Source organism: uncultured Streptococcus sp., assembly GCF_963516575.1.
Classification (GTDB): Bacteria; Bacillota; Bacilli; order Lactobacillales; family Streptococcaceae; genus Streptococcus.
On the sequence record NZ_CAUQCP010000001.1, the window covers coordinates 1 to 26367 of the forward strand.

Below are 26367 nucleotides of genomic sequence, written 5' to 3' on the forward strand. Positions count from 1 at the left end.
TTCTCAAGGTCTTTATCGATAAATACCCAAGCAAGAAACATGATTTCTTTGTCGCGAGTGTACTTGATGTAGTGGGGCATTCAACGGATGTCGGAATTGATGTCCTTGAGGTTTTGGAGTCTATGGATATTGTCTCTGAATTTCCAGAGGCTGTTCTTAAGGAAGCAGAAACAGTGCCAGATGCTCCATCTGAAAAAGATATGAAAGACCGCATTGATTTGCGAAATGAGATTACTTTTACTATTGACGGTGCGGATGCCAAGGACTTGGACGATGCGGTGCATATCAAGGCCTTGAAAAATGGAAATCTGGAGCTTGGAGTTCACATAGCAGATGTTTCCTACTATGTGACCGAGGGTTCTGCACTTGATAAGGAAGCCCTTAACCGCGCAACTTCTGTCTATGTGACAGACCGTGTGGTTCCAATGCTTCCAGAACGCCTGTCAAATGGCATCTGTTCCCTCAATCCTCAAGTTGACCGCCTGACCCAGTCTGCCATTATGGAGATTGATAAACATGGTCGTGTGGTCAACTACACCATTACACAAACGGTAATCAAGACTAGCTTCCGTATGACCTATAGCGATGTCAATGATATCCTAGCTGGCGACGAGGAAAAGAGAAAAGAATATCAGAAAATTGTTCCAAGTATCGAACTCATGGCCAGGCTCCATGAAAGACTAGAAAGCATGCGTGTGAAACGTGGAGCCCTTAATTTTGATACCAACGAAGCAAAGATTTTAGTGGATAAGCAAGGTAAGCCTGTTGATATCGTTCTTCGACAGCGTGGCATTGCCGAGCGCATGATTGAGTCCTTTATGCTGATGGCCAATGAAACAGTTGCCGAGCATTTTAGCAAGTTGGAATTACCTTTCATCTATCGAATTCACGAGGAGCCTAAGGCTGAAAAAGTTCAAAAGTTTATTGATTATGCTTCAAGTTTTGGATTGCGCATTTATGGGACTGCTAGTGAGATTAGCCAGGAGGATCTCCAAGACATCATGCGTGCTGTTGAGGGAGAACCTTATGCAGATGTATTGTCCATGATGCTTCTTCGCTCCATGCAGCAGGCTCGCTATTCTGAGCACAATCACGGCCACTATGGACTTGCTGCTGACTATTACGCTCACTTTACCAGTCCGATTCGTCGTTATCCAGACCTTCTTGTTCACCGTATGATTCGTGATTACGGCCGTTCTAAGGAAATAGCAGAGCATTTTGAGCAAGTGATTCCAGAGATTGCGACCCAGTCTTCCAACCGTGAACGTCGTGCCATTGAGGCTGAGCGTGAAGTCGAAGCCATGAAAAAGGCTGAGTATATGGAAGAATACATGGGCGAAGAGTACGATGCAGTTGTATCAAGTATTGTCAAATTCGGTCTCTTTGTCGAATTGCCAAATACGGTTGAAGGCTTGATTCACATCACAAATCTACCTGAATTTTACCATTTCAACGAACGTGATTTGACTCTTCGTGGGGAGAAATCGGGAACAACCTTCCGTGTCGGACAGCAGATTCGCATTCGGGTTGAAAGAGCTGATAAGATGACGGGCGAAATTGACTTTTCTTATATTCCAAGTGAATTTGATGTGATTGAAAAAGGCTTGAAACAGTCTAGTCGCAATGATAGAGGGCGTGGTTCAAGTCGTCGTTCAGATAAGAAGGAAGATAAGAGAAAATCAGGACGCTCAAATGATAAGCGCAAGCATTCACAAAAAGACAAGAAGAAAAAGGGCAAGAAACCTTTTTACAAGGAAGTAGCTAAGAAAGGAGCCAAGCATGGCAAAGGGCGAGGGAAAGGTCGTCGCACAAAATAAAAAGGCACGCCACGACTATACAATCGTAGATACGCTAGAGGCAGGGATGGTCCTGACTGGAACTGAAATCAAGAGTGTACGAGCAGCTCGAATCAATCTTAAGGATGGCTTTGCACAAGTAAAAAATGGAGAAGTCTGGTTGAGCAATGTTCATATCGCGCCTTACGAAGAGGGCAATATCTGGAACCAAGAACCAGAACGTCGTCGTAAACTCCTGCTCCATAAGAAACAAATCCAAAAATTAGAACAAGAGACTAAAGGGACAGGAATGACACTGGTTCCCCTAAAAGTCTATATCAAAGATGGCTATGCCAAGCTCCTTTTAGGCCTAGCTAAAGGGAAGCATGACTACGACAAACGGGAGTCTATCAAACGACGTGAGCAGAATCGCGATATTGCGCGCGTGATGAAAGCTGGTAATCAGCGATAAAAAGAGGAAATGAAAATGGAAAAATTAGTTGCCTATAAACGTATGCCCTTGTGGAATAAAGAAACCATGCCAGAGGCTGTTCAGCAGAAACACAATACCAAGGTTGGGACTTGGGGCAAGATTACTGTTTTAAAAGGAACTCTCAAGTTTATTGAATTGACAGAGGATGGCGAAGTTCTAGCTGAGCATCTCTTTGAAGCGGGGGCTGACAATCCAATGGCACAACCACAAGCTTGGCACCGAGTGGAGGCTGTAACAGACGATGTAGAATGGTATTTGGAATTTTATTGTAAACCTGAGGATTATTTCCCTAAGAAATACAATACCAATCCTGTTCATTCAGAGGTTCTAGAGGCCATGCAAACAGTAAAACCAGGGAAAGCCTTGGATTTGGGTTGTGGTCAGGGGCGTAATTCCCTCTTTCTAGCCCAGCAAGGTTTTGATGTGACAGCTGTGGATCAAAATGAACTGTCCCTTGAAATCTTGCAAAGCATTGTGGAGCAGGAAGATTTGGATATGCCTGTTGGTTTTTACGATATCAATTCAGCTAGCATTGGGCAAGCGTATGATTTTATCGTATCGACAGTCGTTCTCATGTTTTTGCAAGCAGACCGCATTCCTGAAATTATCAAAAATATGCAGGAGAAAACCACTGTTGGTGGCTATAATCTTATCGTCTGCGCCATGGACACGGAGGATTACCCTTGCTCAGTGAACTTCCCATTCACACTTAAAGAAGGAGAATTGGCAGACTATTACAAGGACTGGGAATTGGTTAAGTACAATGAAAATCCTGGCCATCTTCACCGTCGCGATGAGAATGGCAATCGTATTCAACTACGCTTTGCGACCATGCTAGCCAAGAAAATCAAGTAAACACACATGAAGATTAGGAATTTTCCTGATCTTTTTTCTTTTTTACGAATAATATAGAAAAGGAGGAAAATCATGTTTGTTGCGAGAGATACTAGGGGAGAATTGGTAAATGTGTTAGAAGACAAGCTTGAGAAGGAAGAATATACCTGCCCAGCTTGTGGAGGTCAGCTCCGTTTGCGTCAAGGACCAAGTGTCCGAACCCATTTTGCCCATAAATCCTTAAAAGACTGTGATTATTCCTTTGAAAATGAAAGTCCAGAACACCTGTCCAATAAGGAATCCCTCTATCACTGGTTGAAAACAGAGGCAGAGGTACAATTAGAATACCCGTTTCCAGAACTTAAACAGATTGCGGATGTGTTTGTAAATGGTAGTCTAGCTTTAGAAGTTCAGTGTAGTCCCTTGCCTCAAAAAATTCTTAAGGAACGTAGTGAGGGTTACCGTAGTCAAGGTTACCAAGTACTGTGGTTGCTGGGAGAAAAACTTTGGCTCAAGGAGCGTTTGACCCGTCTGCAACAAGGTTTTCTTTATTTCAGTCAAAATATGGGCTTTTATGTTTGGGAAGTAGACAAGGGAAAACAGCTTTTAAGACTCAAATATCTCATTCACCAGGATCTCCGCGGCAAACTCCATTATCAGATTAAGGAATTTCCCTATGGTCACGGTAGTCTACTGGAGATATTACGTCTTCCCTATAAGAAACAAAAAATATCTCATTTTACAGTTTCTCAGGACAAGGACATCTGTCGCTATATTCAGCAACAACTCTATTATCAAAATCCCTTTTGGATGAAAGAACAAGCAGAAGCCTATCAAAAGGGGGAAAATCTCCTGACTTATGTACTAAAAGAATGGTATCCACAAATTCGACCAATAGTGGGCAAATTTTTCCAGATTGAACAAGACTTGAATAGCTATTATCAGCATTTTTACACCTATTATCAAGAAAATCCTCAAAATGATTGGCAAAAGCTCTATCCACCAGCTTTTTATCAGCAATATTTCTTGAAAAATATGGTAGAATAGAAAGGATGGAGGAATCTAATGGTATTACAAAGACACGAAATAAATGAAAAAGATACATGGGATCTATCAACAATCTACCCCACTGACCAGGCTTGGGAAGAAGCCCTAAAAGATTTAACAGAACAATTGGAGACAGTAGCCCAGTATGAAGGCCATCTCCTAGATAGTGCGGATAGCCTACTGGAAGTTACTGAATTTTCTCTTGAAATGGAACGCCAGACGGAGAAGCTTTACGTTTATGCTCATATGAAGAATGACCAAGACACACGTGAAGCCAAGTACCAAGAGTACTATGCCAAGGCCATGACTCTCTATAGCCAGCTAGACCAAGCCTTTTCATTCTATGAGCCTGAATTTATGGAAATCAGTGAAAAGCAGTATGCTGACTTTTTAGAGGCTCAACCAAAATTGCAGGTTTATCAACACTATTTTGACAAGCTTTTGCAAGGCAAGGATCACGTTCTTTCACAACGAGAAGAAGAGCTATTGGCTGGAGCTGGAGAAATCTTTGGTTCGGCAAGTGAAACCTTTGCTATTTTAGATAATGCAGATATCGTCTTTCCATTTGTTAAAGATGAAGATGGTAACGAGGTACAATTATCACATGGCGTTTATATGCGTTTGATGGAGTCTAAAAACCGTGAGGTGCGTCGTGGGGCTTATCAAGCTCTTTATGTGACTTATGAACAATTCCAACATACCTATGCCAAAACCTTGCAAACCAATGTTAAGGTTCAAAACTACCGAGCAAAAGTTCGCAACTACAAGAGTGCTCGTCATGCAGCCCTAGCGGCAAATTTTGTTCCAGAAAGTGTTTATGACAATTTGGTAGCAGCAGTTCGCAAGCATTTGCCCCTCTTGCATCGTTACCTTGAGCTTCGTTCAAAGATTTTGGGAATTTCAGACCTCAAGATGTACGATGTCTACACACCGCTTTCATCTGTTGAATATAGTTTTACCTACCAAGAAGCCTTGAAAAAAGCAGAAGATGCCTTGGCAGTCTTGGGTGAAGATTATTTGAGCCGTGTTAAACGTGCCTTCAGCGAGCGTTGGATTGATGTTTACGAAAACCAAGGCAAGCGTTCAGGGGCCTACTCTGGTGGCTCTTACGATACCAATGCCTTCATGCTTCTTAACTGGCAGGACAATCTAGACAATCTCTTTACTCTTGTTCATGAAACAGGTCACAGTATGCACTCAAGCTATACTCGTGAAACTCAACCTTATGTTTACGGAGATTATTCTATCTTCTTGGCTGAGATTGCATCAACGACCAATGAAAATATCTTGACGGAGAAATTATTGGAAGAAGTGGAAGATGATGCAACTCGCTTTGCGATTCTCAATAACTTCCTAGATGGTTTCCGTGGAACGGTTTTCCGACAAACTCAATTTGCTGAGTTTGAACACGCCATTCACCAAGCAGACCAAAATGGTGAAGTCTTGACAAGCGATTTTCTAAATAAACTCTACGCAGACTTGAACCAAGAGTATTATGGTTTGAGTAAGGAAGACAATCCTGAAATCCAATACGAGTGGGCTCGCATTCCACACTTCTACTATAACTACTATGTATACCAATATTCAACAGGTTTTGCGGCCGCCTCAGCCCTAGCTGAAAAGATTGTCCATGGTAGTCAAGAAGACCGTGACCGCTATATCGACTACCTCAAGGCAGGCAAGTCTGACTATCCACTTAATGTCATGAGAAAAGCTGGTGTTGATATGGAGAAGGAAGATTATCTCAACGATGCCTTTGCAGTCTTTGAACGTCGTTTGAATGAGTTTGAAGCCCTTGTTGAAAAATTGGGATTGGCATAAGATGGTTGAATCGTATAGTAAAAATGCCAACCATAACATGCGTCGCCCTGTTGTCAAGGAAGAAATTGTGGACTTGATGCGTCAGCGTCAAAAGCAAGTCACAGGCTCTTTGAAAGAATTGGAAGACTTTGCCCGTAAGGAAAATATTCCCATCATTCCCCATGAAACGGTTGCTTATTTCCGTTTTCTTATGGAAACCATGCAGCCTAAAAATATTCTGGAAATTGGGACGGCTATCGGGTTTTCAGCCCTCTTGATGGCAGAACATGCATCAAATGCCAAGATTACAACCATTGACCGCAATCCAGAAATGATTGGTTTTGCCAAGGAAAATTTCGCTCAGTTTGACAGTCGCAAGCAAATTACACTCCTAGAAGGAGATGCGGTAGATGTCTTATCTACACTGACAGAGTCCTATGATTTCGTCTTTATGGATTCTGCCAAGTCTAAATACATCGTCTTTTTGCCAGAAATCCTCAAACACTTGGAAGTTGGTGGTGTGGTTGTCTTGGATGATATTTTCCAAGGTGGTGATGTTGCCAAGGATATTATGGAAGTCCGTCGTGGCCAGCGAACCATTTATCGAGGTCTTCAAAGACTATTTGATGCAACCTTAGACAATCCAGAACTCACTGCAACATTAGTGCCTTTAGGGGACGGCATTCTCATGCTTCGTAAAAATGTAGCAGATGTTCAATTGCCTGACAGCGAATGATTTTCAGAAAAATTTAAGAAAATATAGTAAAATAGATAGGGTAACACTTATCTCAAAGGAGTAGACATGAAGAAAAAACTATTGGCAGGTGCCATTACACTATTATCAGTAGCAACTTTAGCAGCTTGTTCGAAAGGTTCAGAAGGAGCAGACCTTATCAGCATGAAAGGAGATGTTATCACAGAACATCAATTTTATGAGCAAGTGAAGAGCAATCCTTCAGCTCAACAAGTGTTGTTGAACTTGACCATCCAAAAAGTATTTGAGAAGCAATATGGCTCAGAAGTAGATGACAAAGAAGTCAACGATACTATTGCCGAAGAAGAAAAACAATATGGTGAGAACTACCAACGTGTCTTGTCACAAGCAGGTATGACCCTTGAAACACGTAAAGCTCAAATTCGTACAAGTAAATTAGTTGAGTTGGCAGTTAAAAAGGCAGCAGAAGCTGAATTGACAGATGATGCTTATAAGAAAGCCTTTGATGAGTACACTCCAGATGTAACGGCTCAAATCATTCGTCTTGATAATGAGGATAAAGCGAAAGAAGTCCTCGAAAAAGCTAAGGCAAGTGGTGCAGATTTCGCTCAATTAGCTAAAGATAACTCAACTGATGAGAAAACCAAAGCGAATGGTGGAGAAATCACCTTTGATTCTGCTTCAACAGAAGTACCAGAACAAGTTAAAAAAGCTGCTTTTGCTTTAGATGTAAATGGTGTTTCTGATGTGATTAAAGCCACTGGAACACAAGCCTATAGTAGCCAATATTACATTGTAAAACTCACTAAGAAAACAGAAAAATCATCTAATATCGATGATTATAAAGAAAAATTAAAAACGGTTATCTTAACTCAAAAACAGAACGATGCAACATTTGTTCAAAGTATTATCGGAAAAGAATTGCAAGCAGCTAATATCAAGGTCAAAGACCAAGCCTTCCAAAATATCTTTACCCAATATATCGGCGGTGGAGATTCAAGCTCAAGTAGTTCATCAAAAGAATAAAACAGAAAAGAGCCAAGTGCTCTTTTTCTTATGAGAAAATCTTCTATCTTAAGGATAAGAGTTTTTTTCTTTCGGAAAAAATGGTATAATAGCAATCAAAACTAGAAAATAAACGGAATTTGGGAATAATTTCTTTTGTTCTCATTAGATTGGTGATACTATGAAGATTAGTAAGAGGCACCTATTAAACTATTCTATCCTAGTTCCTTATTTACTTTTATCTATTTTGGGCTTGATTGTAGTCTATTCTACAACTAGTGCCATTCTTATCGAAGAAGGTAAAAGTGCCCTGCAATTAGTTCGAAGTCAGGGAATGTTTTGGGGCTTTAGTTTAATATTGATTGCCTTGATATATAAGCTGAAACTGAATTTTTTAAGAAAAGAACGACTTTTATTTATTGTTATGTTTGTTGAGCTAATTCTCTTAGCTCTGGCTCGCTTAATTGGTACGCCAGTTAATGGAGCCTATGGTTGGATTTCAGTAGGACCTTTGACCATTCAGCCAGCTGAGTATTTGAAGATTATTATCGTCTGGTACTTGGCCCAACGTTTTTCAAAACAACAGGATGAAATTGCTGTTTATGATTTCCAAGTTTTAACTCAAAATCAATGGATTCCTCGTGCTTTTAATGATTGGCGTTTTGTCCTTTTGGTAATGATAGGAAGTTTGGCTATTTTCCCAGATTTGGGGAATGCTACTATCCTAGCTTTGGTTGCCTTGATTATGTATACACTTAGTGGGATTGCTCATCGCTGGTTTGTAGCCTTTATCGGTCTTTTGTTTGGCGTTTCCGCCCTTTCCTTAACAGCTATTGATATGATAGGGGTTGATAAGTTTTTAAAAGTTCCAGTATTTGGATATGTGGCCAAGCGTTTTAGTGCCTACTTTAATCCCTTTGCCGATTTGGCAGGAGCAGGCCACCAACTTGCAAATTCTTACTTTGCCATGGTCAATGGTGGCTGGTTTGGTCTAGGTTTAGGAAATTCAATCGAAAAACGCGGCTATCTACCAGAAGCCCATACAGACTTTGTATTTTCAATTGTCATTGAAGAATTTGGCTTTGTGGGAGCCAGCTTGATTTTGGCACTTGTCTTTTTCCTTATTTTACGAATTATCTTAGTCGGTATTCGTGCTAAGAATCCCTTTAATTCCATGATGGCGATTGGGGTTGGGGGGATGATGTTGGTACAGGTCTTTGTTAATATCGGTGGAATTTCTGGTATTATTCCTTCGACAGGAGTAACCTTCCCCTTCTTATCGCAAGGAGGAAACAGTCTCCTGGTCTTATCTGTAGCCATCGCCTTTGTCTTAAATATTGATGCAAGTGAAAAACGTGCCCAATTATATGAGGAGTTAGAAACTCACTCATCAAACTATATGTAGAGTTGATAGTGGAAAGGATGACCTATGTCTCTTCAAAAATTAGAAAACTATAGTAATAAAGCTGTCGTGCAAGAAGAAGTATTGATTTTAACAGAATTGTTAGAAGATATCACTAAAAATATGCTTGCCCCAGAGACTTTTGATAAAATCATGCAGTTGAAAGAATTGTCAACTCAAGAAGATTATCAAGGATTGAACCAATTAGTTACTAGTCTGACAAATGATGAAATGGCTTATATTTCACGCTATTTCTCTATCTTGCCTCTCTTGATTAATATTTCAGAAGACGTGGATTTAGCTTATGAAATCAACCACCAAAATAATATCGATCAAGATTATCTTGGTAAATTATCAGCAACGATTAAAATGGTTGCAGAAAAAGAAAATGCGGTTGAAATTTTAGAACATTTGAATGTTGTCCCTGTTTTGACAGCCCATCCAACACAAGTGCAACGTAAGAGTATGTTGGATTTGACCAATCATATCCATACCCTTTTGCGTAAGTATCGTGATGTGAAATTAGGCTTGATTAATAAGGAAAAATGGCATAATGATCTCCGTCGTTACATTGAGATTATCATGCAAACAGACATGATTCGTGAAAAGAAATTGAAAGTGACCAATGAAATCACGAATGTTATGGAATACTACAATAGTTCATTCCTGAAGGCAGTTCCTCATTTGACTGCTGAGTACAAGCGTTTGGCTAAAAAACACGGTTTGGAGTTGAAACATCCTAAACCAATTACCATGGGAATGTGGATTGGTGGAGATCGTGATGGGAATCCCTTTGTGACTGCAGACACCTTAAAACAATCTGCTATGACCCAGTGTGAAGTCATCATGAATTACTACGATGAAAAGATTTACCAACTTTATCGTGAGTTCTCCCTCTCAACCAGTATTGTCAATGTCAGCAAGCAAGTTAGAGAAATGGCTCGTCAATCCAAGGATAATTCTATTTACCGCGAAAAAGAGCTTTACCGTCGTGCCTTGTTTGATATTCAATCAAAAATCCAAGCAACAAAAACCTATCTCATTGAGGATAAGGAAGTTGGGGCTCGCTATGAAACAGCCAATGATTTTTATAAGGATTTAATTACCATTCGTGATTCCCTCTTGGAAAACAAGGGAGAAGCACTAATTTCTGGTGATTTTGTTGAGCTGATTCAGGCAGTTGAAATTTTTGGTTTCTATTTGGCATCTATTGACATGCGTCAAGATTCTAGTGTTCATGAGGCCTGTGTAGCCGAACTCTTGAAATCAGCAGGAATCCATTCTCGTTACAGCGAACTAAGTGAAGAGGAAAAATGCCAGCTTCTCTTAAAAGAATTAGAAGAAGATCCACGCATTCTTTCTGCTACTCATGTTGAAAAATCAGACTTACTTGAAAAAGAATTGGCCATCTTTAAGGCTGCCCGTAATTTGAAAGATAAGTTGGGTGATGATGTTATTCGTCAGACCATTATTTCACATGCAACCAGCGTATCAGACATGCTAGAATTGGCTATCTTGCTAAAAGAAGTAGGGTTAGTTGATAAAGAAAGAGCCCGTGTCCAAATTGTTCCTCTCTTTGAAACAATCGAGGACTTGGACCACTCAGAAGAAACCATGAGAGAATACCTTTCTCTTGGTCTGGCTAAGAAATGGATAGCTTCACGTAATAACTACCAAGAGATCATGCTTGGTTACTCTGATAGTAATAAAGATGGTGGCTACTTATCATCATGTTGGACCCTCTACAAGGCACAACAACAATTGACTGCTATTGGAGATGAATTTGGTGTTAAGGTTACCTTCTTCCACGGCCGTGGTGGGACTGTCGGTCGTGGTGGTGGACCAACTTATGAAGCTATTACCTCTCAACCGCTCAAGTCTATCAAGGATCGTATCCGCTTGACGGAGCAGGGTGAAGTAATTGGGAATAAATACGGAAACAAAGACGCAGCCTACTATAACCTTGAAATGTTGGTTTCAGCAGCCATTAACCGTATGATTACTCAGTGGAAGAGTGATACTAATACCTCAAATCGCTATGAGGCTATTATGGACCAAGTAGTGGACCGTAGTTATGATATTTATCGAGATTTAGTCTTTGGGAATGACCATTTTTATGATTATTTCTTTGAGTCAAGTCCAATCAAGGCTATTTCCAGCTTTAATATTGGTTCTCGTCCAGCCGCTCGTAAGACTATTACTGAAATCGGTGGTTTGCGTGCCATTCCTTGGGTCTTCTCATGGTCACAAAGTCGTGTCATGTTCCCTGGCTGGTATGGTGTCGGATCAAGCTTCAAAGAGTTTATCGATAAAAATCCAGAGAATATCGCTATCTTACGAGATATGTATCAAAATTGGCCATTTTTCCAATCGCTTCTTTCAAATGTCGATATGGTCTTATCTAAATCCAACATGAATATTGCTTTTGAATATGCTAAGTTATGTGAAGATAATCAAGTGAAGGCTATTTATGATACTATTTTAGACGAATGGCAATTAACGAAAAATGTGATTCTAGAGATTGAAGGATACGACGAATTATTAGCTGAAAATCCATATCTAAAAGCAAGTTTGGATTACCGTATGCCTTACTTTAATATCCTCAATTATATCCAGTTGGAGTTGATTAAACGTCAACGCCGAGGAGAATTATCAAGCGATCAAGAAAAATTAATCCATACAACCATCAACGGAATTGCGACAGGATTGCGTAATTCGGGTTGATCCCTTTCAAACTTCCTCTGTTCTATAGGGGAAGTTTTTGAATATTTCAAAAAAATACTAAAAGAGTCTTGACAAGTAATTGAAAAATGATATAATTTAAACATTCAGAAAAGTAATCATTCAAACTTTTTAGAGAGTCTGTGGTAGCTGAAAACAGATAAGTGATGATGATGAAAATTGGGCTGAATGTTATTTAGAATTTGAAATCATAAAAATTCGGTGAGCACACCTTACAGTGCATCTCGTTATTGCGAGACAGAGCGATAGGGAAATTCCCTATAATTGAGGTGGTACCGCGCATCGACGTCCTCACACAAGTTTTTTGTGTGAGGACTTTTTTATCGGAGGTTTGTATGGAAAGAAAACGATGGCGTCGCTTGTTTACACTCAATGAAAATCAAAAAGCAAACTAGGAAGCTAGCCGCAGGTTGCTCAAAGCACTGCTTTGAGGTTGTGGATAGAACTGACGAAGTCAGTAACCATAGCTACGGTAAGGCGATGCTGACGTGGTTTGAAGAGATTTTCGAATAGTATTAGATAAGTGAAGTATTTTAAAGAAATAAAAAGGAGAAATAGAATGAAAAATAAACGTTTAATTGGAATTATCGCTGCATTAGCAGTCTTAGTAGCAGGAAGCTTGATTTACTCTTCAATGAATAAACCAGAAGCTAAGAATGAGAAAAAAGTAGCTAAAGTTGGTGTTCTTCAGTTTGTCAGCCATCCATCTCTTGATTTGATTTATAAAGGAATTCAAGATGGACTTGCAGAAGAAGGTTATAAAGATGATCAGTTGAAAATTGACTTTATGAACTCAGAAGGTGACCAAAGTAAGGTTGCGACAATGAGTAAACAATTGGTTGCAAATGGCAATGACCTTGTGGTTGGTATTGCAACACCAGCTGCTCAAGGTTTGGCTAGCGCCACAAAAGACTTACCGGTTATCATGGCTGCTATTACAGACCCAATTGGTGCTAATTTGGTTAAAGATTTAAAAAAACCAGGTGGCAACATTACAGGGGTGTCTGACCACAATCCAGCTCAACAACAAGTTGAACTCATCAAGGCTCTAACACCAAATGTGAAAACAATCGGAGCTCTTTACTCAAGTAGCGAAGACAATTCAAAAACACAGGTCGAAGAATTTAAGGCTTATGCTGAAAAAGCAGGTTTGACAGTGGAAACATTTGCGGTTCCTTCAACAAATGAAATTGCTTCAACAGTCAACGTTATGACTAGCAAGGTCGATGCTATCTGGGTTCCAATCGATAACACAATCGCTTCAGCCTTCTCAACAGTTGTATCAAGCAACCAATCAGCTAAAAAACCAATTTACCCAAGTGCAACCGCCATGGTAGAAGCAGGTGGTTTGGCATCCGTTGTAGTTGACCAACACGACCTTGGTGTGGCAACTGGTAAAATGATTGCGCAAGTCTTGAAAGGTGCAAAACCAGCTGATACTCCAGTCAATGTCTTTTCAACTGGTAAATCAGTAATCAACAAAAAATTGGCACAAGAACTAGGTATTACGATTCCTGATTCTGTTCTAAAAGAAGCAGGACAAGTGATTGAATAATCTGTAATGGAGGAGTTGGGGACATCTCCTCCAATTTTTACAATAAAAATCATATAGAAAAGGTTAAGAAACAGATGATATTATCTATTATTTCTCAAGGATTTGTCTGGGCTATTTTAGGTCTGGGAATCTTTATGACATTTAGGATTTTGAACTTTCCAGATATGACGACAGAAGGTTCTTTCCCTCTTGGGGGAGCTGTTGCTGTCACTTTGATAACCAAAGGCGTGAATCCTTTTTTAGCGACACTTGTTGCTGTAGGAGCAGGTTGTTTGGCTGGAATGGCTGCAGGACTTCTTTATATAAAAGGGAAGATTCCAACCTTGCTCTCAGGGATTTTGGTGATGACTTCCTGTCACTCTATCATGCTCTTGATTATGGGACGTGCAAATTTAGGATTGCTTGGAACCAAGCAAATTCAGGATGCCTTGCCTTTTGATTCAGACTTGAACCAACTCTTGACAGGTCTCATCTTTGTCAGTATTGTTATTGCTCTCATGCTCTTTTTCTTGGATACTAAACTCGGCCAGGCCTATATTGCTACAGGGGATAATCCGGATATGGCTAGAAGTTTCGGGATTCATACTGGGCGCATGGAGCTCATGGGTTTGGTCTTATCAAATGGTGTGATTGCCCTTGCAGGAGCTCTCATTGCCCAGCAAGAAGGTTATGCTGATGTATCTCGAGGAATTGGTGTCATCGTTGTAGGTCTTGCAAGTTTGATTATTGGGGAAGTTATCTTTAAGAGTTTGAGCTTGGCAGAGCGTCTGGTTGCCATCGTTGTGGGTTCTATCGCCTATCAATTCTTAGTCTGGGCAGTTATCGCTCTTGGCTTTAATACAAGTTACCTTCGTTTATACAGTGCCTTGATTTTGGCAGTCTGTCTCATGATTCCAACATTTAAGAAAACAATCTTGAAAGGAACCAAGTTAAGCAAATGACAGCAATTGTAGAATTAAAAAATGCAACCAAAGTTGTTAAAAATGGCTTTGATGAAGAAAAGATTATTTTAAATGATGTTTCCTTAGAAATTTTTGAACAGGACTTTATCACGATTTTAGGTGGAAATGGTGCTGGGAAATCAACCCTCTTTAACACTATTGCAGGAACCTTATCACTAACCAGTGGAACTATTCGTATCTTGGGTGAAGATGTTACCAAGTTTTCACCAGAGAAGCGTGCCAAGTACTTGTCTCGTGTTTTCCAAGATCCAAAGATGGGAACAGCTCCCCGTATGACAGTCGCTGAAAATCTCCTGATTGCCAAGTTTCGTGGTGAAAAGCGTGGATTGTTACCACGACGATTGACTAGCTATAAGGATGAGTTTCAGACGACCATTGAAAAAGTAGGAAATGGTCTTGAGAAACACTTGAATACACCGATCGAGTTCTTATCAGGTGGGCAAAGACAAGCCTTGAGTCTCTTGATGGCAACCTTGAAGCGACCTGAATTACTACTGTTAGATGAGCATACTGCTGCCCTTGATCCAAAGACTAGTGTGGCCTTGATGGAATTGACAGATGAATTTGTCAAGAAAGATCAGCTGACAGCTCTTATGATTACTCATCATATGGAAGATGCTCTCAAATACGGTAATCGCTTGATTGTTATGAAAGAAGGACGGATTATCCAAGATTTGAACCAAGAAGAAAAAGCAAAGATGAAGATCTCAGACTACTATCAATTATTTGAATAGAAGAGAACCTTATTTTATCAAAAATTGTGAAGCAAAACTTAGAGGCATGGAAGTGTTTCTGAGTTTTTTATCTTCTCTTGAAATCTAAAAAAATGAGGCAAAGAGAATTACGGAAAGCGTATGAAATGGTTTACTTTTTTTCTGAAATGAAGTATACTATATAAAGTAAGCTATGATAACATGGAGGTATTGTGTATGGTTGACAAACAAGTCATTGAAGAAATCAAAAACAATGCCAACATTGTGGAAGTCATAGGAGATGTGATTTCTTTACAGAAGGCTGGACGGAACTATTTAGGGCTCTGTCCTTTTCATGGTGAAAAGACTCCTTCTTTCAACGTTGTAGAGGACAAGCAGTTTTACCACTGTTTTGGTTGTGGTCGCTCAGGTGATGTCTTTAAGTTCATAGAGGAGTACCAAGGTGTTCCCTTTATGGAGGCTGTCCAAATCTTAGGTCAGCGTGTTGGGATAGAGGTAGAAAAACCGCTTTATAGTGAACAGGAGCCTGTTTCGCCTCACCAAGCTCTTTATGATATGCACGAAGATGCAGCCAAATTTTATCATGCTATTCTCATGACAACTACGATGGGAGAAGAGGCGAGAAACTACCTTTATCAGCGTGGTTTGACAGATGAAGTGCTCAAACATTTTCGGATTGGTTTAGCACCTCCAGAACGAAACTATCTCTATCAACGTCTGTCTGATCAGTATCGTGAAGAGGATTTACTGGATTCAGGACTGTTTTACCTTTCAGATGCCAATCAATTTGTAGACACCTTTCACAATCGCATCATGTTTCCCTTGACAAATGACCAGGGAAAGGTCATTGCCTTTTCAGGTCGTATCTGGCAGAAAACGGATTCACAAACTTCTAAGTATAAAAATAGCCGATCGACTGCAATTTTTAACAAAAGTTACGAATTATATCATATGGATAGGGCAAAAAAATCTTCTGGAAAAGCCAGTGAGATTTACCTGATGGAAGGGTTCATGGATGTTATTGCAGCCTATCGGGCTGGAATCGAAAATGCTGTCGCATCTATGGGAACAGCCTTGAGTCGGGAGCATGTTGAGCATCTGAAAAGGTTAACCAAGAAGTTGGTTCTGGTATACGATGGCGATAAGGCTGGGCAAGCTGCAACATTGAAAGCCTTGGATGAAATTGGCGATATGCCTGTGCAAATCGTTAGCATGCCTGATAACTTGGATCCTGATGAGTATCTACAAAAAAATGGTCCAGAAGATTTGGCCTATCTATTAACGAAAACTCGTATTAGTCCGATTGAGTTTTACATTCACCAGTACAAACCTGAAAACAGTGAAAATCTGCAGGCTCAGATTGAGTTTATCGAAAAAATAGCTCCCTTGATTGTCCAAGAAAAGTCCCTCACTGCTCAAAACAGCTATATTCATATTTTAGCTGACAGTCTGGCATCCTTTGATTATGCCCAGATTGAGCAGATTGTTAATGAGAGTCGTCAGGCGCAAAGGCAGAATCGCATGGAAGGAATTTCCAGACCGACGCAAATCACTATGCCTGTCACCAAGCAGTTATCGGCTATTATGAGGGCAGAAGCCCATTTACTCTATCGGATGATAGAATCCCCTCTTGTTTTGAACGATTACCGTTTGCGAGAAGACTTTGCATTTGACATTCCTGAATTTCAGGTCTTATATGACTTGCTTGGCCAGTATGAAAATCTTCCTCCAGAAGTTTTAGCAGAACAGACAGAGGAAGTTGAAAGGGCTTGGTATCAGGTTTTAGCTCAGGATTTACCTGCTGAGATGTCGCCGCAGGAACTTAGTGAAGTAGAAAGGACTCGAAACAAGGCTCTCTTGAATCAGGACAATATGAGAATCAAAAAGAAGGTGCAGGAAGCTAGCCATGTAGGAGATACAGACACAGCCTTAGAAGAATTAGAACGTTTAATTTCCCAAAAGAGAAGAATGGAGTAATAATGGCAACAAAACAAAAAGAAGTAACAACATTTGACGTACAAGTAGCAGAATTTATCCGTAATCATAAGCAAAAAGGGACAGCAACAGATGATGAAATCAATGCTAGTCTGGTTATTCCTTTTACCTTGGACGCTGATGGGATTGAAGATCTCTTGCAACGGATTCAGGATGCGGGGATTTCTATCACAGATAACGAAGGAAATCCAAGTGCACGTGTTCTTAGTGCTGAAGAAGAGCCAGAACTCAGTGATGAGGACTTGATTGGGTCAACTTCGGCTAAGGTCAACGACCCTGTCCGTATGTACTTGAAAGAGATTGGAGTCGTTCCTCTCTTGACCAATGAAGAAGAAAAAGAGTTGGCACTGGCTGTTGAAGCGGGTGACATCGAAGCTAAACAACGCCTTGCGGAAGCCAACCTTCGTTTGGTTGTTTCCATTGCCAAACGCTATGTTGGTCGTGGTATGCAGTTTCTTGACTTGATTCAAGAAGGAAATATGGGCTTGATGAAGGCGGTTGATAAGTTTGACTATTCTAAAGGGTTCAAGTTCTCAACTTATGCAACTTGGTGGATTCGTCAGGCTATCACTCGTGCTATTGCGGATCAAGCTCGTACTATCCGTATCCCAGTCCACATGGTTGAAACCATCAATAAATTGGTTCGTGAACAGCGTAATCTCCTTCAAGAATTAGGTCAAGATCCAACACCAGAACAAATAGCTGAACGTATGGATATGACTCCTGATAAGGTTCGTGAAATCTTGAAGATTGCCCAAGAACCAGTATCTCTTGAAACACCAATCGGTGAAGAAGATGATAGCCATCTTGGAGACTTTATTGAAGATGAAGTGATTGAAAATCCAGTGGACTATACGACTCGTATCGTCTTGCGTGAGCAGTTGGATGAGGTCTTAGATACTCTTACAGACCGTGAAGAAAATGTTCTGCGTCTCCGTTTCGGACTAGATGATGGTAAAATGCGTACCCTTGAAGATGTAGGTAAAGTCTTTAACGTGACTCGCGAGCGTATCCGTCAGATTGAAGCTAAGGCTTTGAGAAAACTACGTCAACCAAGTCGCAGCAAACCGCTTCGTGATTTTATTGAAGACTAGGAGTGAGAAAAATTATGGCTTATACAGAAGAACAAATTGAAAACATCAAAACACGAATTTTATCAGCCTTGGAAGAAGTTATCGACCCTGAGTTGGGAATCGATATTGTCAATCTTGGTTTGATTTATGAGATTCGTTTTGACGGCGAAACAGGGCAAACTGAGATTGATATGACTTTGACAACCATGGGTTGTCCCCTAGCTGATCTTTTGACAGACCAGATTTATGATGCTATGACAGAGGTGCCAGAAGTGACTGATACTGAGGTCAAATTAGTCTGGTATCCAGCCTGGACAGTTGAAAAAATGAGTCGCTATGCACGCATTGCCCTAGGCATTAAGTAAACATATAAAAGCATGTGAGAGATTGTTGGAAAAGCGAGGAAATTTCCCCTTCTTTTCCTCTAGTCTCTCCTTTCTTTTGCTGATTTTATTCAAAGAAAATGATATAATAGTAGTTATGGAAAAAAAGAAATTACGCATCAATATGTTGAGTTCAAGTGAGAAAGTAGCAGGGCAAGGAGTTTCGGGCGCTTACCGTGAATTAGTTCGTCTTCTTCACCGTGATGCCAAGGACCAATTGATTGTTACAGAAAATCTTCCAATAGAGGCAGATGTGACTCACTTTCATACAATTGATTTCCCCTATTATTTATCAACATTCCAAAAGAAGCGCTCAGGGAGGAAAATTGGCTATGTACATTTCTTGCCTGATACACTTGAGGGTAGTTTGAAAATTCCATTTTTCTTAAAGGGAATTGTTAAACGCTATGTATTTTCTTTTTACAACCGGATGGAGCATTTGGTTGTGGTTAATCCTATGTTTATTGAGGATTTGGTGGCAGCTGGTATTCCACGTGAAAAAGTAACCTATATTCCTAATTTTGTCAATAAGGAAAAATGGCATCCCCTTCCACAAGAAGAGGTAGAGAGAGTGAGAGCAGAACTTGGTGTTAGTGACAATCAGTTTATCGTAGTAGGTGCTGGTCAAGTCCAGAAACGCAAAGGGATTGATGATTTTATCCGTCTAGCTGAGGAATTGCCTCAGATTACCTTTATCTGGGCGGGTGGTTTCTCTTTTGGTGGTATGACAGATGGTTATGAACGCTACAAGAAAATGATGGATAATCCACCTGAAAATTTGATGTTTCCAGGTATCGTGTCGCCAGAGCGAATGCGTGAATTGTATGCCCTAGCGGACCTTTTCTTGTTGCCAAGTTACAATGAACTTTTTCCTATGACGATTTTAGAGGCTGCTAGTTGTGAGGCTCCTATTATGTTGCGTGATTTGGATCTCTATAAGGTGATTTTGGAGGGAAATTATCGGGCAACAGCAGATAGAGAAGAGATGAAAGAGGCTATTTTAGAATATCAAGCAAATCCTGTTGCCTTAAAAGATCTCAAAGAAAAAGCTAAGAATATTTCCAGAGAGTATTCTGAAGAGCATCTGTTACAAATCTGGTTGGACTTTTATGAGAAACAAGCCGCTTTAGGGAGAAAATAAAAAGTGAGGTAATCTATGCGAATTGGTTTATTTACAGATACCTATTTTCCTCAGGTTTCTGGTGTTGCGACCAGTATTCGAACCTTGAAAACAGAACTTGAAAAGCAGGGACATGCTGTTTTTATCTTTACGACGACAGATAAGGATGTTAATCGCTACGAAGATTGGCAAATTATCCGCATTCCAAGTGTGCCTTTCTTTGCTTTCAAAGATCGTCGCTTTGCCTATCGAGGCTTTAGCAAGGCGCTTGAAATTGCCAAGCAGTATCAGCTAGATATTATCCATACTCAGACAGAATTTTCTCTAGGCTTGTTGGGGATTTGGATTGCGCATGAACTGAAAATTCCCGTTATCCATACCTATCATACCCAGTACGAAGACTATGTGCATTATATTGCCAAGGGGATGTTGATTCGTCCTAGTATGGTCAAGTATCTGGTCAGAGGTTTCCTGCACGATGTGGATGGGGTTGTTTGCCCGAGTGAGATTGTTCGTGACTTGCTATCTGATTATAAAGTCAAGGTTGAAAAGCGGGTCATTCCAACTGGAATTGAATTAGCCAAGTTTGAGCGTCCAGAAATCAAGAAAGAAAATTTGAAAGAACTGCGTAGTAAATTAGGAATTCAAGCTGATGAAAAGATCTTGCTTAGTCTTTCCAGAATTTCCTATGAAAAAAATATTCAAGCAGTATTAGCAGCCTTTGCAGAAGTTCTGAGAGAGGAAGACAAGGTGAAACTGGTAGTTGCTGGGGATGGGCCTTATCTGGATGACCTTAAAGAGCAAGCCCAGAAACTAGAGATTCAAGACTCCGTTATCTTTACAGGTATGATTGCTCCTAGTGAGACGGCTCTTTACTATAAGGCGGCAGATTTCTTCATCTCTGCATCGACAAGTGAAACGCAGGGTTTGACCTACTTGGAAAGCTTAGCTAGTGGAACGCCTGTCATTGCTCACGGAAATCCTTATCTGGACAATCTCATCAATGACAAGATGTTTGGTACCTTGTATTACGGCGAGCATGATTTGGCTGGAGCCATTTTAGAGGCTCTAATTGCAACACCAGATATGAATGAACATAGCTTATCAGAGAAATTATATGAGATTTCAGCTGAGAACTTTGGAAAACGGGTGCATGAATTTTATTTGGATGCCATTATTTCAAATAATTTCGAGAAAGATTTAGCCAAAGATGATACGGTCAGTCAGCGTATCTTTAAGACAGTTTTGTATCTACCACAACAGGTGGTTGCTGTGCCTGTAAGAGGCTCTAGACGGATGCTAAAGGCATCAAAAACACAGTTAATCAGCATCAGAGATTATTGGAAAGACAGTGAAGAATAGAAAGAGGAACAGCTATGAAAAAACAATTAATGAGAAGTGGTCGTGACAAAAAGATTGCAGGTGTTTGTGCTGGAGTAGCCCATTATTTTGATATGGATCCTACTATTGTTCGTGTAATATGGGGTGTTCTTGCTTTTGGTTACGGAGCTGGAATTATAGCCTATATCATTTTATGGATTATTGCGCCAGTAGCAAGTGACTATTGAAAACTAGCTCAATTCATGCTAAGATAATAGAAAATAGAATGTAACGAAGGAGAGAAAAATGGCATTTGGAGATAATGGAAATCGTAAAAAAACCTTGTTTGAGAAAATAACCTTGTTTATCGTGATTATCATGCTAGTAGCAAGTTTATTGGGAATTTTTGCAACTGCGATTGGTGCCCTCAGTAATCTATAAAATAGATTCAAGAAAATTTAGTGACTGGGTTTTCCCAGCCCTTTTTTAAAGTGAGAAGAAATAATGAGTATGTTTTTAGATACAGCCAAGATCAAGGTTAAGGCTGGTAATGGTGGCGATGGCATGGTTGCCTTTCGCCGTGAAAAATATGTCCCTAATGGCGGTCCCTGGGGTGGTGACGGTGGTCGTGGAGGTAATGTAGTCTTCGTTGTAGACGAAGGACTACGTACCTTGATGGATTTCCGCTACAATCGTCATTTCAAGGCTGATTCTGGTGAAAAAGGAATGACCAAAGGAATGCATGGTCGTGGTGCTGATGACCTTAGAGTTCGAGTGCCACAAGGTACGACCGTTCGTGATGCAGAGACTGGCAAGGTTTTGACAGATTTGATTGAACATGGGCAAGAATTTATCGTTGCCCACGGTGGTCGCGGTGGACGTGGAAATATCCGCTTTGCGACACCAAAAAATCCTGCACCTGAAATCTCTGAAAATGGGGAACCAGGACAGGAACGTGAGTTACAATTGGAACTAAAAATCTTGGCAGATGTTGGTTTAGTAGGTTTCCCATCTGTAGGGAAATCAACACTTTTAAGTGTTATTACCTCAGCTAAACCTAAAATTGGTGCCTACCACTTTACGACAATTGTTCCAAATCTAGGAATGGTTCGTACCCAATCGGGTGAATCCTTTGCAGTAGCTGATTTACCAGGTTTGATTGAAGGGGCTAGTCAAGGTGTTGGTCTGGGAACCCAGTTCCTCCGTCACATCGAGCGTACACGTGTCATCCTCCATATCATTGATATGTCAGCTAGCGAAGGTCGTGACCCTTATGAGGATTATCTTGCCATCAATAAAGAGTTGGAGTCATACAATCTTCGTCTGATGGAGCGTCCACAGATTATTGTAGCTAACAAAATGGATATGCCTGAGAGTCAGGAAAATCTTGAAGAATTTAAGAAAAAATTAGCTGAAAACTACGATGAATTTGAAGAGTTACCAGCTATCTTCCCAATTTCTGGATTGACCAAGCAAGGTCTGGCTACACTTTTGGATGCTACAGCTGAATTGTTAGATAAGACACCAGAATTCTTGCTCTATGATGAGTCAGATATGGAAGAAGAAGCTTATTATGGATTTGACGAGGAAGAAAAAGCCTTTGAAATTAGTCGTGATGACGATGCTACATGGCTACTTTCTGGTGAAAAACTCATGAAACTCTTTAACATGACCAACTTTGATCGTGACGAATCTGTCATGAAATTTGCCCGCCAGCTACGTGGTATGGGGGTTGATGAAGCCCTTCGTGCGCGTGGTGCTAAGGATGGTGACTTGATTCGCATTGGTAAATTTGAGTTTGAATTTGTAGACTAGGAGACTGGTATGGGAGATAAACCGATATCTTTCCGAGATGCGGATGGCAACTTTGTTTCCGCTGCAGATGTTTGGAATGAAAAGAAATTGGAAGAACTATTTAATCGTCTCAATCCAAATCGTGCCCTGAGATTGGCACGAACCAAAAATGAAAATCCATCTCAGTAAAGAAGATAAAAAATTCCGTGCCTCATCAGACACGGAATTTTGTTATTCACCAAAGAAGAATGGTGGTGTAAATTTTTGCAATTCTTCAAAGCAATGTTGTGCAGCATCTGCATCTTCACAGATGACAAGACAGACATCGTCACCACAGAGGGTAGCGATAGCGTCAGGGAAGTTCAAGGCATCAATAATAGAACCGAATGATTGAGCCAGACCAGGAAGAGTTTTCAAAAGTACTTGATGTTGAATAGGACGCATCAGTACAAGAGCATCTTCCATATAAGTTTCTAGGCGTTTTTCCCATTTTGAAATTGAACCAGTATTGAGCACGTAGTAAGAATTATCTTCTTCACGTATTTTTGAAAGATTCATTGTTTTGATATCACGGGAAAGAGTTGCCTGAGTAACTTGAATGTCGTTATCGGCAAGAAGAGCTTGTAACTCAGCTTGAGTATGAATCTTGTTTTTGGTTACAAGAGCTCGTATGAGTTGGTGGCGGTGTTCAGATTTATTCATAAAATTTACTCCTTGTACAAAGTACAGAAAGCGTGGACTGATCGAAATCGTCAGTCGAGTGGTAAGCGGTATTGTCACGTATGATGATTTCAAAGTCAGTAGTAATTTAGAACGATAGGGAGAGAATCTCCTTCCTTTAACTTGTCACTAGTTGGGTACAGATGAATTGACTGTCTATCCCTTCATCTGATGGTTGTTCTCTACTAACAGTAAATCATTCAATTTTGGTAGCATTTTGTCACGGCTTGTTGTGAATTTACGCTAAACGGCAATTCACAGAGCTTGTTCAACATGTGGTATGGTAGCGTGTATGATAGAGGGTTACACATGTTGGTTATGGGGCGGTATCTTTTGTTCAAGCTCCAGTAGTAGGGCTTCTAATAGCCTTTATTTGGACTGGATTTGATACCAAGTTGTAGTTTTTTTCGACTGTTCAAGTGGGTGTCTCTGATGATAGGAAGGTCAGTGGGTCTTGGATTGACCTTGTCCTTAAAATCATTCCATATTGAAGTCTGATATTATACCTTTTGACAAGGTAGGGCAAGACTTGACTGTTCAAGATCAACAGTCAGGTGGTAAGCGGTGTTGTCACGTATGGTGATTTCAAAGTCAGTAGTATAGAGGACTAAACGGAGAGTGTCACCTTCTTTTAGCTTGTAAATAGTTGGCTGCAGTTCAAACTGGATATCCATCCATTCACCTGCCTTGATATCCTCTACTAACAGTAAATCATTTCTATTTTGTAAATTAAGGTAGCCTTTTGTAATGACTCGTTGTGTAGTTGCACTAAATGGCAATTCACAGAGGTTTTCCAGCATGTGATAGCGACCGTTGTCAATGGTTCTAGCACTTAAAATAGCTGGATAAGGCTGTAGGTATTTCTTTTGACCAAATTCTAGCAGTTGGGCTGATAAGAGTCCCTTGTTTGTACTAGATTTGATACGAAGATTGAGTTGAGCGCGACCGTTCAAGTGAAGATCCTTAGTCACAGGAAGGTCAATAGTAATTTGATTGGCTTTCCCTTGATAGAGTTCCGTATTGAAGGTCTGGTATGTCTTACCATAACTCTCAAAATCCTTATCTGAATACTGGTTTTGAATGACCTGTTCTTCTTGACCAAGCGAGAAGATTTCAAAGTTTTCTTGCTCACCGAACTGATTAAGAGATAACCAAGTCTGAGGAGCAGTATTGTCCTGCCAGATAACAGTAGGGAGTTGGTAATCTGTTTCCTGCCCCAATAATTTCTTAGCCAATAAGGCATTCATAGATTCACGGAAGTCAATGGACTGCCAGTTGTTCATATAAACATGGGCACCATTATGGAAAAAGAGGTGCTTGTTTATATGATCAGGAAGGGCGTGAAACATCTGGTAAACATGAAGTGGTTTGACATTCCAATCCTGAGAACCATGAGTAAAGACAACCTCTGCCTTCACTTTATCAGCATTGAGCAGATAATTGCGGTCATGCCAAAACTGATTGTAGTCGCCAGTCTTGCGATCCAGTTGTTCTTTTACCTTTTCCAAATCAGCTTGATGAGCTTCATTACCACGAATAAAGTCGCCAGCCAAGAGATTACGAGAGTAGGTTAACTCAGCAAGGGAGTCAAAGTCCTCGCCTGGATAGCCACCTGGGCTAGTCACTAAACCATTTTCACGGTAGTAGTTGTACCATGAAGAAATGCCAGCCTCGGCAATGATAACTTCTAAGCCATCTACACCAGTAGTGGCAAGGCCGTTTGACATGGTACCTAGATAGGAAAGTCCTGTTGTAGCTACTTTTCCGTTTGACCAGTCAGCCTTGACTTGACGCTGACGTGTGTGGTCAGTAAAGGCACGGCAACGACCATTGAGCCAATCGATAACATTTTTATAAGCCTCAATTTGCTGGTAGTCTCCGTTAGTCATGAAACCAGTAGAGTCTTTGGTACCAACACCTGAGACATAGAGATTAGCAAAGCCTCGTGGAAGGAAGTAGTCGTTGAGACTATAGCTAGCGTTGATGTGAGTTAGTTTTTCCTCAGCTTCTGACACTAGCTCAGCTTGACCTTGAGGTTGGATGAGATTTAGTTGAGGTTTCTCTAGTTCGATCTTGTGAGCAGGTTTTACTTCAAGCTCACCCTCCATCTTGTAGAGAGCCTTGTCGCTGGCTTTGTCATTTGTTCCCTGATGATAGGGACTGGCTGTCATGATAGCAGGGATTTGTCCATCAAAACGAGGACGAATAATGCTGACCTTGACTAAGTCAGGTAGATCCTTTTGGTCAGTATCGACACGAGACTCAACGTAGACCACCTCTCGAATGACATCATGGCTGGAAAAGGTAGCCAAACTCTTGCCGTTAAAGTAGTGGTAGGTATTATCTTCAGGGATAAGACCGTCACTTACCAGTTGATCAATCAGGAGATTTCCTTTTTTTGTTCGAGTATTGAGCAACTGATAGAGATTTTCAATCAAGTCACCATATACGATGGGAAAACCAGTTTCTTTACGGAAAACTTCACTGTCTTCGAAGTCAACCAAATAAGAAAAACCTAGGAGTTGAAAGGCTACAGTGTAGAAAATATCTGCAGTCAACTTTCTGTCTGACTGACAAAATGTCAGAAAATCTGTTTCTTTATCAACTGCTAAGATGGAGAGTGGATAATTGATGTCTTGATAAGTAAAAAAGACACGACTTAGAAAAGTCTCTAACATCTTTTTATCTGCCATCTCAGATGGAAAATCAAATCCATACTTTTTAAATTCATATAAAATAGTATTTCTTGGAAGTGATAGATAGCTGAATTGATTAAAGCGCATATAACCTCCTTATAAAATAAAAAATAATTAAGGTTATTATATCAAAAAAATAGGATAAAGGGAATCATTAAATGAGAAAGAAATTAATTAAAGAATAATGAATACAATTTATATGGAAAAACAGGTACTATTCTAT

24 protein-coding genes and 1 other annotated feature are annotated in these 26367 nt (G+C 40.3%); of the genes, 22 read left to right on the forward strand and 2 right to left on the reverse strand.

Annotation, left to right across the window (positions count from 1 at the left end; all coding sequences use genetic code 11):
* The 22 genes from rnr to RWM06_RS00110 form a co-directional block, all read left to right on the forward strand.
* Positions 1 to 1817, forward strand: a 1817-nt coding sequence (rnr, locus tag RWM06_RS00005; protein ID WP_313969642.1) for a ribonuclease R, incomplete at its 5' end; no start/stop codon positions are given.
* Positions 1780 to 2247: an SsrA-binding protein SmpB gene (smpB, locus tag RWM06_RS00010; RefSeq protein ID WP_313969643.1), complete on the forward strand. Its 468-nt coding sequence runs from the start codon at positions 1780 to 1782 to the stop codon at positions 2245 to 2247. The genes rnr and smpB, both read left to right, overlap by 38 nt.
* Before the next feature lie 15 nt (positions 2248 to 2262).
* Entirely contained in the window at positions 2263 to 3123 is an 861-nt protein-coding gene (tehB, locus tag RWM06_RS00015; protein ID WP_313969644.1) for an SAM-dependent methyltransferase TehB, read from the forward strand.
* Between the two features lie 72 nt (positions 3124 to 3195).
* Positions 3196 to 4149, forward strand: coding sequence for a competence protein CoiA family protein (locus RWM06_RS00020; protein ID WP_313969645.1), 954 nt, complete (start codon positions 3196 to 3198; stop codon positions 4147 to 4149).
* A gap of 18 nt (positions 4150 to 4167) precedes the next feature.
* Positions 4168 to 5970, forward strand: a complete 1803-nt coding sequence (gene pepF / locus RWM06_RS00025; protein WP_313969646.1) for an oligoendopeptidase F — start codon at positions 4168 to 4170, stop codon at positions 5968 to 5970.
* Position 5971: 1 nt separating this feature from the next.
* Positions 5972 to 6685, forward strand: a complete 714-nt coding sequence (locus RWM06_RS00030; protein ID WP_313969647.1) for an O-methyltransferase — start codon at positions 5972 to 5974, stop codon at positions 6683 to 6685.
* A gap of 66 nt (positions 6686 to 6751) precedes the next feature.
* Positions 6752 to 7690: a peptidylprolyl isomerase PrsA gene (gene prsA, locus RWM06_RS00035; RefSeq protein ID WP_042901074.1), complete on the forward strand. Its 939-nt coding sequence runs from the start codon at positions 6752 to 6754 to the stop codon at positions 7688 to 7690.
* Positions 7691 to 7850: 160 nt separating this feature from the next.
* A complete protein-coding gene (gene ftsW / locus RWM06_RS00040; protein ID WP_313969648.1) occupies positions 7851 to 9074 on the forward strand; it encodes a cell division peptidoglycan polymerase FtsW in 1224 nt (407 codons plus the stop codon).
* Between the two features lie 24 nt (positions 9075 to 9098).
* Positions 9099 to 11795 carry a phosphoenolpyruvate carboxylase gene (ppc, locus tag RWM06_RS00045; protein ID WP_313969649.1) on the forward strand — a complete coding sequence of 899 codons (2697 nt, stop codon included), beginning with the start codon at positions 9099 to 9101 and terminating at the stop codon, positions 11793 to 11795.
* Between the two features lie 96 nt (positions 11796 to 11891).
* Positions 11892 to 12109, forward strand: a binding site (T-box leader).
* A 76-nt stretch (positions 12110 to 12185) separates the two neighbouring features.
* Entirely contained in the window at positions 12186 to 12326 is a 141-nt protein-coding gene (locus RWM06_RS00050; protein ID WP_313969650.1) for a hypothetical protein, read from the forward strand.
* Positions 12327 to 12372: 46 nt separating this feature from the next.
* Positions 12373 to 13368 carry a tryptophan ABC transporter substrate-binding protein gene (gene trpX / locus RWM06_RS00055; protein WP_049550721.1) on the forward strand — a complete coding sequence of 332 codons (996 nt, stop codon included), beginning with the start codon at positions 12373 to 12375 and terminating at the stop codon, positions 13366 to 13368.
* Positions 13369 to 13442: 74 nt separating this feature from the next.
* Complete coding sequence (locus RWM06_RS00060; RefSeq protein WP_313969651.1) at positions 13443 to 14309, forward strand: ABC transporter permease; 867 nt, start codon at positions 13443 to 13445, stop codon at positions 14307 to 14309.
* Positions 14306 to 15064, forward strand: coding sequence for an ABC transporter ATP-binding protein (locus RWM06_RS00065; RefSeq protein WP_173274498.1), 759 nt, complete (start codon positions 14306 to 14308; stop codon positions 15062 to 15064). The genes RWM06_RS00060 and RWM06_RS00065 overlap by 4 nt, the downstream gene beginning before the upstream one ends.
* Positions 15065 to 15259: 195 nt before the next feature.
* Entirely contained in the window at positions 15260 to 17020 is a 1761-nt protein-coding gene (gene dnaG, locus RWM06_RS00070; protein ID WP_313969652.1) for a DNA primase, read from the forward strand.
* A gap of 2 nt (positions 17021 to 17022) precedes the next feature.
* The gene (rpoD, locus tag RWM06_RS00075) at positions 17023 to 18132 is read left to right on the forward strand and encodes an RNA polymerase sigma factor RpoD (protein WP_004259586.1); all 1110 of its coding nucleotides are present in this window, start codon (positions 17023 to 17025) and stop codon (positions 18130 to 18132) included.
* A 14-nt stretch (positions 18133 to 18146) separates the two neighbouring features.
* Positions 18147 to 18476: a metal-sulfur cluster assembly factor gene (locus tag RWM06_RS00080; protein WP_224218202.1), complete on the forward strand. Its 330-nt coding sequence runs from the start codon at positions 18147 to 18149 to the stop codon at positions 18474 to 18476.
* 115 nt (positions 18477 to 18591) lie between these two features.
* Positions 18592 to 19635, forward strand: a complete 1044-nt coding sequence (gene cpoA / locus RWM06_RS00085) for an alpha-galactosylglucosyldiacylglycerol synthase (RefSeq protein WP_313969653.1) — start codon at positions 18592 to 18594, stop codon at positions 19633 to 19635.
* Between the two features lie 15 nt (positions 19636 to 19650).
* Positions 19651 to 20976: a glycosyltransferase family 4 protein gene (locus RWM06_RS00090; RefSeq protein ID WP_313969654.1), complete on the forward strand. Its 1326-nt coding sequence runs from the start codon at positions 19651 to 19653 to the stop codon at positions 20974 to 20976.
* A 29-nt stretch (positions 20977 to 21005) separates the two neighbouring features.
* Positions 21006 to 21182: a PspC domain-containing protein gene (locus RWM06_RS00095; RefSeq protein ID WP_172929981.1), complete on the forward strand. Its 177-nt coding sequence runs from the start codon at positions 21006 to 21008 to the stop codon at positions 21180 to 21182.
* A 58-nt stretch (positions 21183 to 21240) separates the two neighbouring features.
* The gene (locus tag RWM06_RS00100; RefSeq protein WP_000863855.1) at positions 21241 to 21375 is read left to right on the forward strand and encodes a DUF4044 domain-containing protein; all 135 of its coding nucleotides are present in this window, start codon (positions 21241 to 21243) and stop codon (positions 21373 to 21375) included.
* A gap of 63 nt (positions 21376 to 21438) precedes the next feature.
* Positions 21439 to 22749: a GTPase ObgE gene (gene obgE / locus RWM06_RS00105; protein WP_313969655.1), complete on the forward strand. Its 1311-nt coding sequence runs from the start codon at positions 21439 to 21441 to the stop codon at positions 22747 to 22749.
* A 9-nt stretch (positions 22750 to 22758) separates the two neighbouring features.
* Positions 22759 to 22917, forward strand: coding sequence for a hypothetical protein (locus tag RWM06_RS00110; protein ID WP_313969656.1), 159 nt, complete (start codon positions 22759 to 22761; stop codon positions 22915 to 22917).
* A gap of 42 nt (positions 22918 to 22959) precedes the next feature.
* On the opposite strand, the gene RWM06_RS00115 is transcribed toward RWM06_RS00110, so the two are convergent.
* Complete coding sequence (locus RWM06_RS00115) at positions 22960 to 23430, reverse strand: arginine repressor (RefSeq protein ID WP_313969657.1); 471 nt, start codon at positions 23428 to 23430, stop codon at positions 22960 to 22962.
* Between the two features lie 518 nt (positions 23431 to 23948).
* Positions 23949 to 26231, reverse strand: a complete 2283-nt coding sequence (locus tag RWM06_RS00120; RefSeq protein ID WP_313969658.1) for a Xaa-Pro dipeptidyl-peptidase — start codon at positions 26229 to 26231, stop codon at positions 23949 to 23951.
* Positions 26232 to 26367: the final 136 nt, after the last annotated feature.

What these genes read in the sequence shown, in the direction of transcription:
- RWM06_RS00090 (WP_313969654.1), top strand. Translation starts at nt 19,651, where the DNA reads ATGCGAATTGGTTTATTTACAGATACCTATTTTCCTCAGGTTTCTGGT.
- RWM06_RS00080 (WP_224218202.1), top strand. Translation starts at nt 18,147, where the DNA reads ATGGCTTATACAGAAGAACAAATTGAAAACATCAAAACACGAATTTTA.
- obgE (WP_313969655.1), top strand. Translation starts at nt 21,439, where the DNA reads ATGAGTATGTTTTTAGATACAGCCAAGATCAAGGTTAAGGCTGGTAAT.
- RWM06_RS00030 (WP_313969647.1), top strand. Translation starts at nt 5,972, where the DNA reads ATGGTTGAATCGTATAGTAAAAATGCCAACCATAACATGCGTCGCCCT.
- cpoA (WP_313969653.1), top strand. Translation starts at nt 18,592, where the DNA reads ATGGAAAAAAAGAAATTACGCATCAATATGTTGAGTTCAAGTGAGAAA.
- RWM06_RS00060 (WP_313969651.1), top strand. Translation starts at nt 13,443, where the DNA reads ATGATATTATCTATTATTTCTCAAGGATTTGTCTGGGCTATTTTAGGT.
- ppc (WP_313969649.1), top strand. Translation starts at nt 9,099, where the DNA reads ATGTCTCTTCAAAAATTAGAAAACTATAGTAATAAAGCTGTCGTGCAA.
- ftsW (WP_313969648.1), top strand. Translation starts at nt 7,851, where the DNA reads ATGAAGATTAGTAAGAGGCACCTATTAAACTATTCTATCCTAGTTCCT.
- RWM06_RS00110 (WP_313969656.1), top strand. Translation starts at nt 22,759, where the DNA reads ATGGGAGATAAACCGATATCTTTCCGAGATGCGGATGGCAACTTTGTT.
- RWM06_RS00115 (WP_313969657.1), bottom strand. Translation starts at nt 23,430, where the DNA reads ATGAATAAATCTGAACACCGCCACCAACTCATACGAGCTCTTGTAACC.
- dnaG (WP_313969652.1), top strand. Translation starts at nt 15,260, where the DNA reads ATGGTTGACAAACAAGTCATTGAAGAAATCAAAAACAATGCCAACATT.
- RWM06_RS00100 (WP_000863855.1), top strand. Translation starts at nt 21,241, where the DNA reads ATGGCATTTGGAGATAATGGAAATCGTAAAAAAACCTTGTTTGAGAAA.
- tehB (WP_313969644.1), top strand. Translation starts at nt 2,263, where the DNA reads ATGGAAAAATTAGTTGCCTATAAACGTATGCCCTTGTGGAATAAAGAA.
- prsA (WP_042901074.1), top strand. Translation starts at nt 6,752, where the DNA reads ATGAAGAAAAAACTATTGGCAGGTGCCATTACACTATTATCAGTAGCA.
- smpB (WP_313969643.1), top strand. Translation starts at nt 1,780, where the DNA reads ATGGCAAAGGGCGAGGGAAAGGTCGTCGCACAAAATAAAAAGGCACGC.
- RWM06_RS00050 (WP_313969650.1), top strand. Translation starts at nt 12,186, where the DNA reads ATGAAAATCAAAAAGCAAACTAGGAAGCTAGCCGCAGGTTGCTCAAAG.
- RWM06_RS00095 (WP_172929981.1), top strand. Translation starts at nt 21,006, where the DNA reads ATGAGAAGTGGTCGTGACAAAAAGATTGCAGGTGTTTGTGCTGGAGTA.
- pepF (WP_313969646.1), top strand. Translation starts at nt 4,168, where the DNA reads ATGGTATTACAAAGACACGAAATAAATGAAAAAGATACATGGGATCTA.
- RWM06_RS00120 (WP_313969658.1), bottom strand. Translation starts at nt 26,231, where the DNA reads ATGCGCTTTAATCAATTCAGCTATCTATCACTTCCAAGAAATACTATT.
- rpoD (WP_004259586.1), top strand. Translation starts at nt 17,023, where the DNA reads ATGGCAACAAAACAAAAAGAAGTAACAACATTTGACGTACAAGTAGCA.
- RWM06_RS00020 (WP_313969645.1), top strand. Translation starts at nt 3,196, where the DNA reads ATGTTTGTTGCGAGAGATACTAGGGGAGAATTGGTAAATGTGTTAGAA.
- RWM06_RS00065 (WP_173274498.1), top strand. Translation starts at nt 14,306, where the DNA reads ATGACAGCAATTGTAGAATTAAAAAATGCAACCAAAGTTGTTAAAAAT.
- trpX (WP_049550721.1), top strand. Translation starts at nt 12,373, where the DNA reads ATGAAAAATAAACGTTTAATTGGAATTATCGCTGCATTAGCAGTCTTA.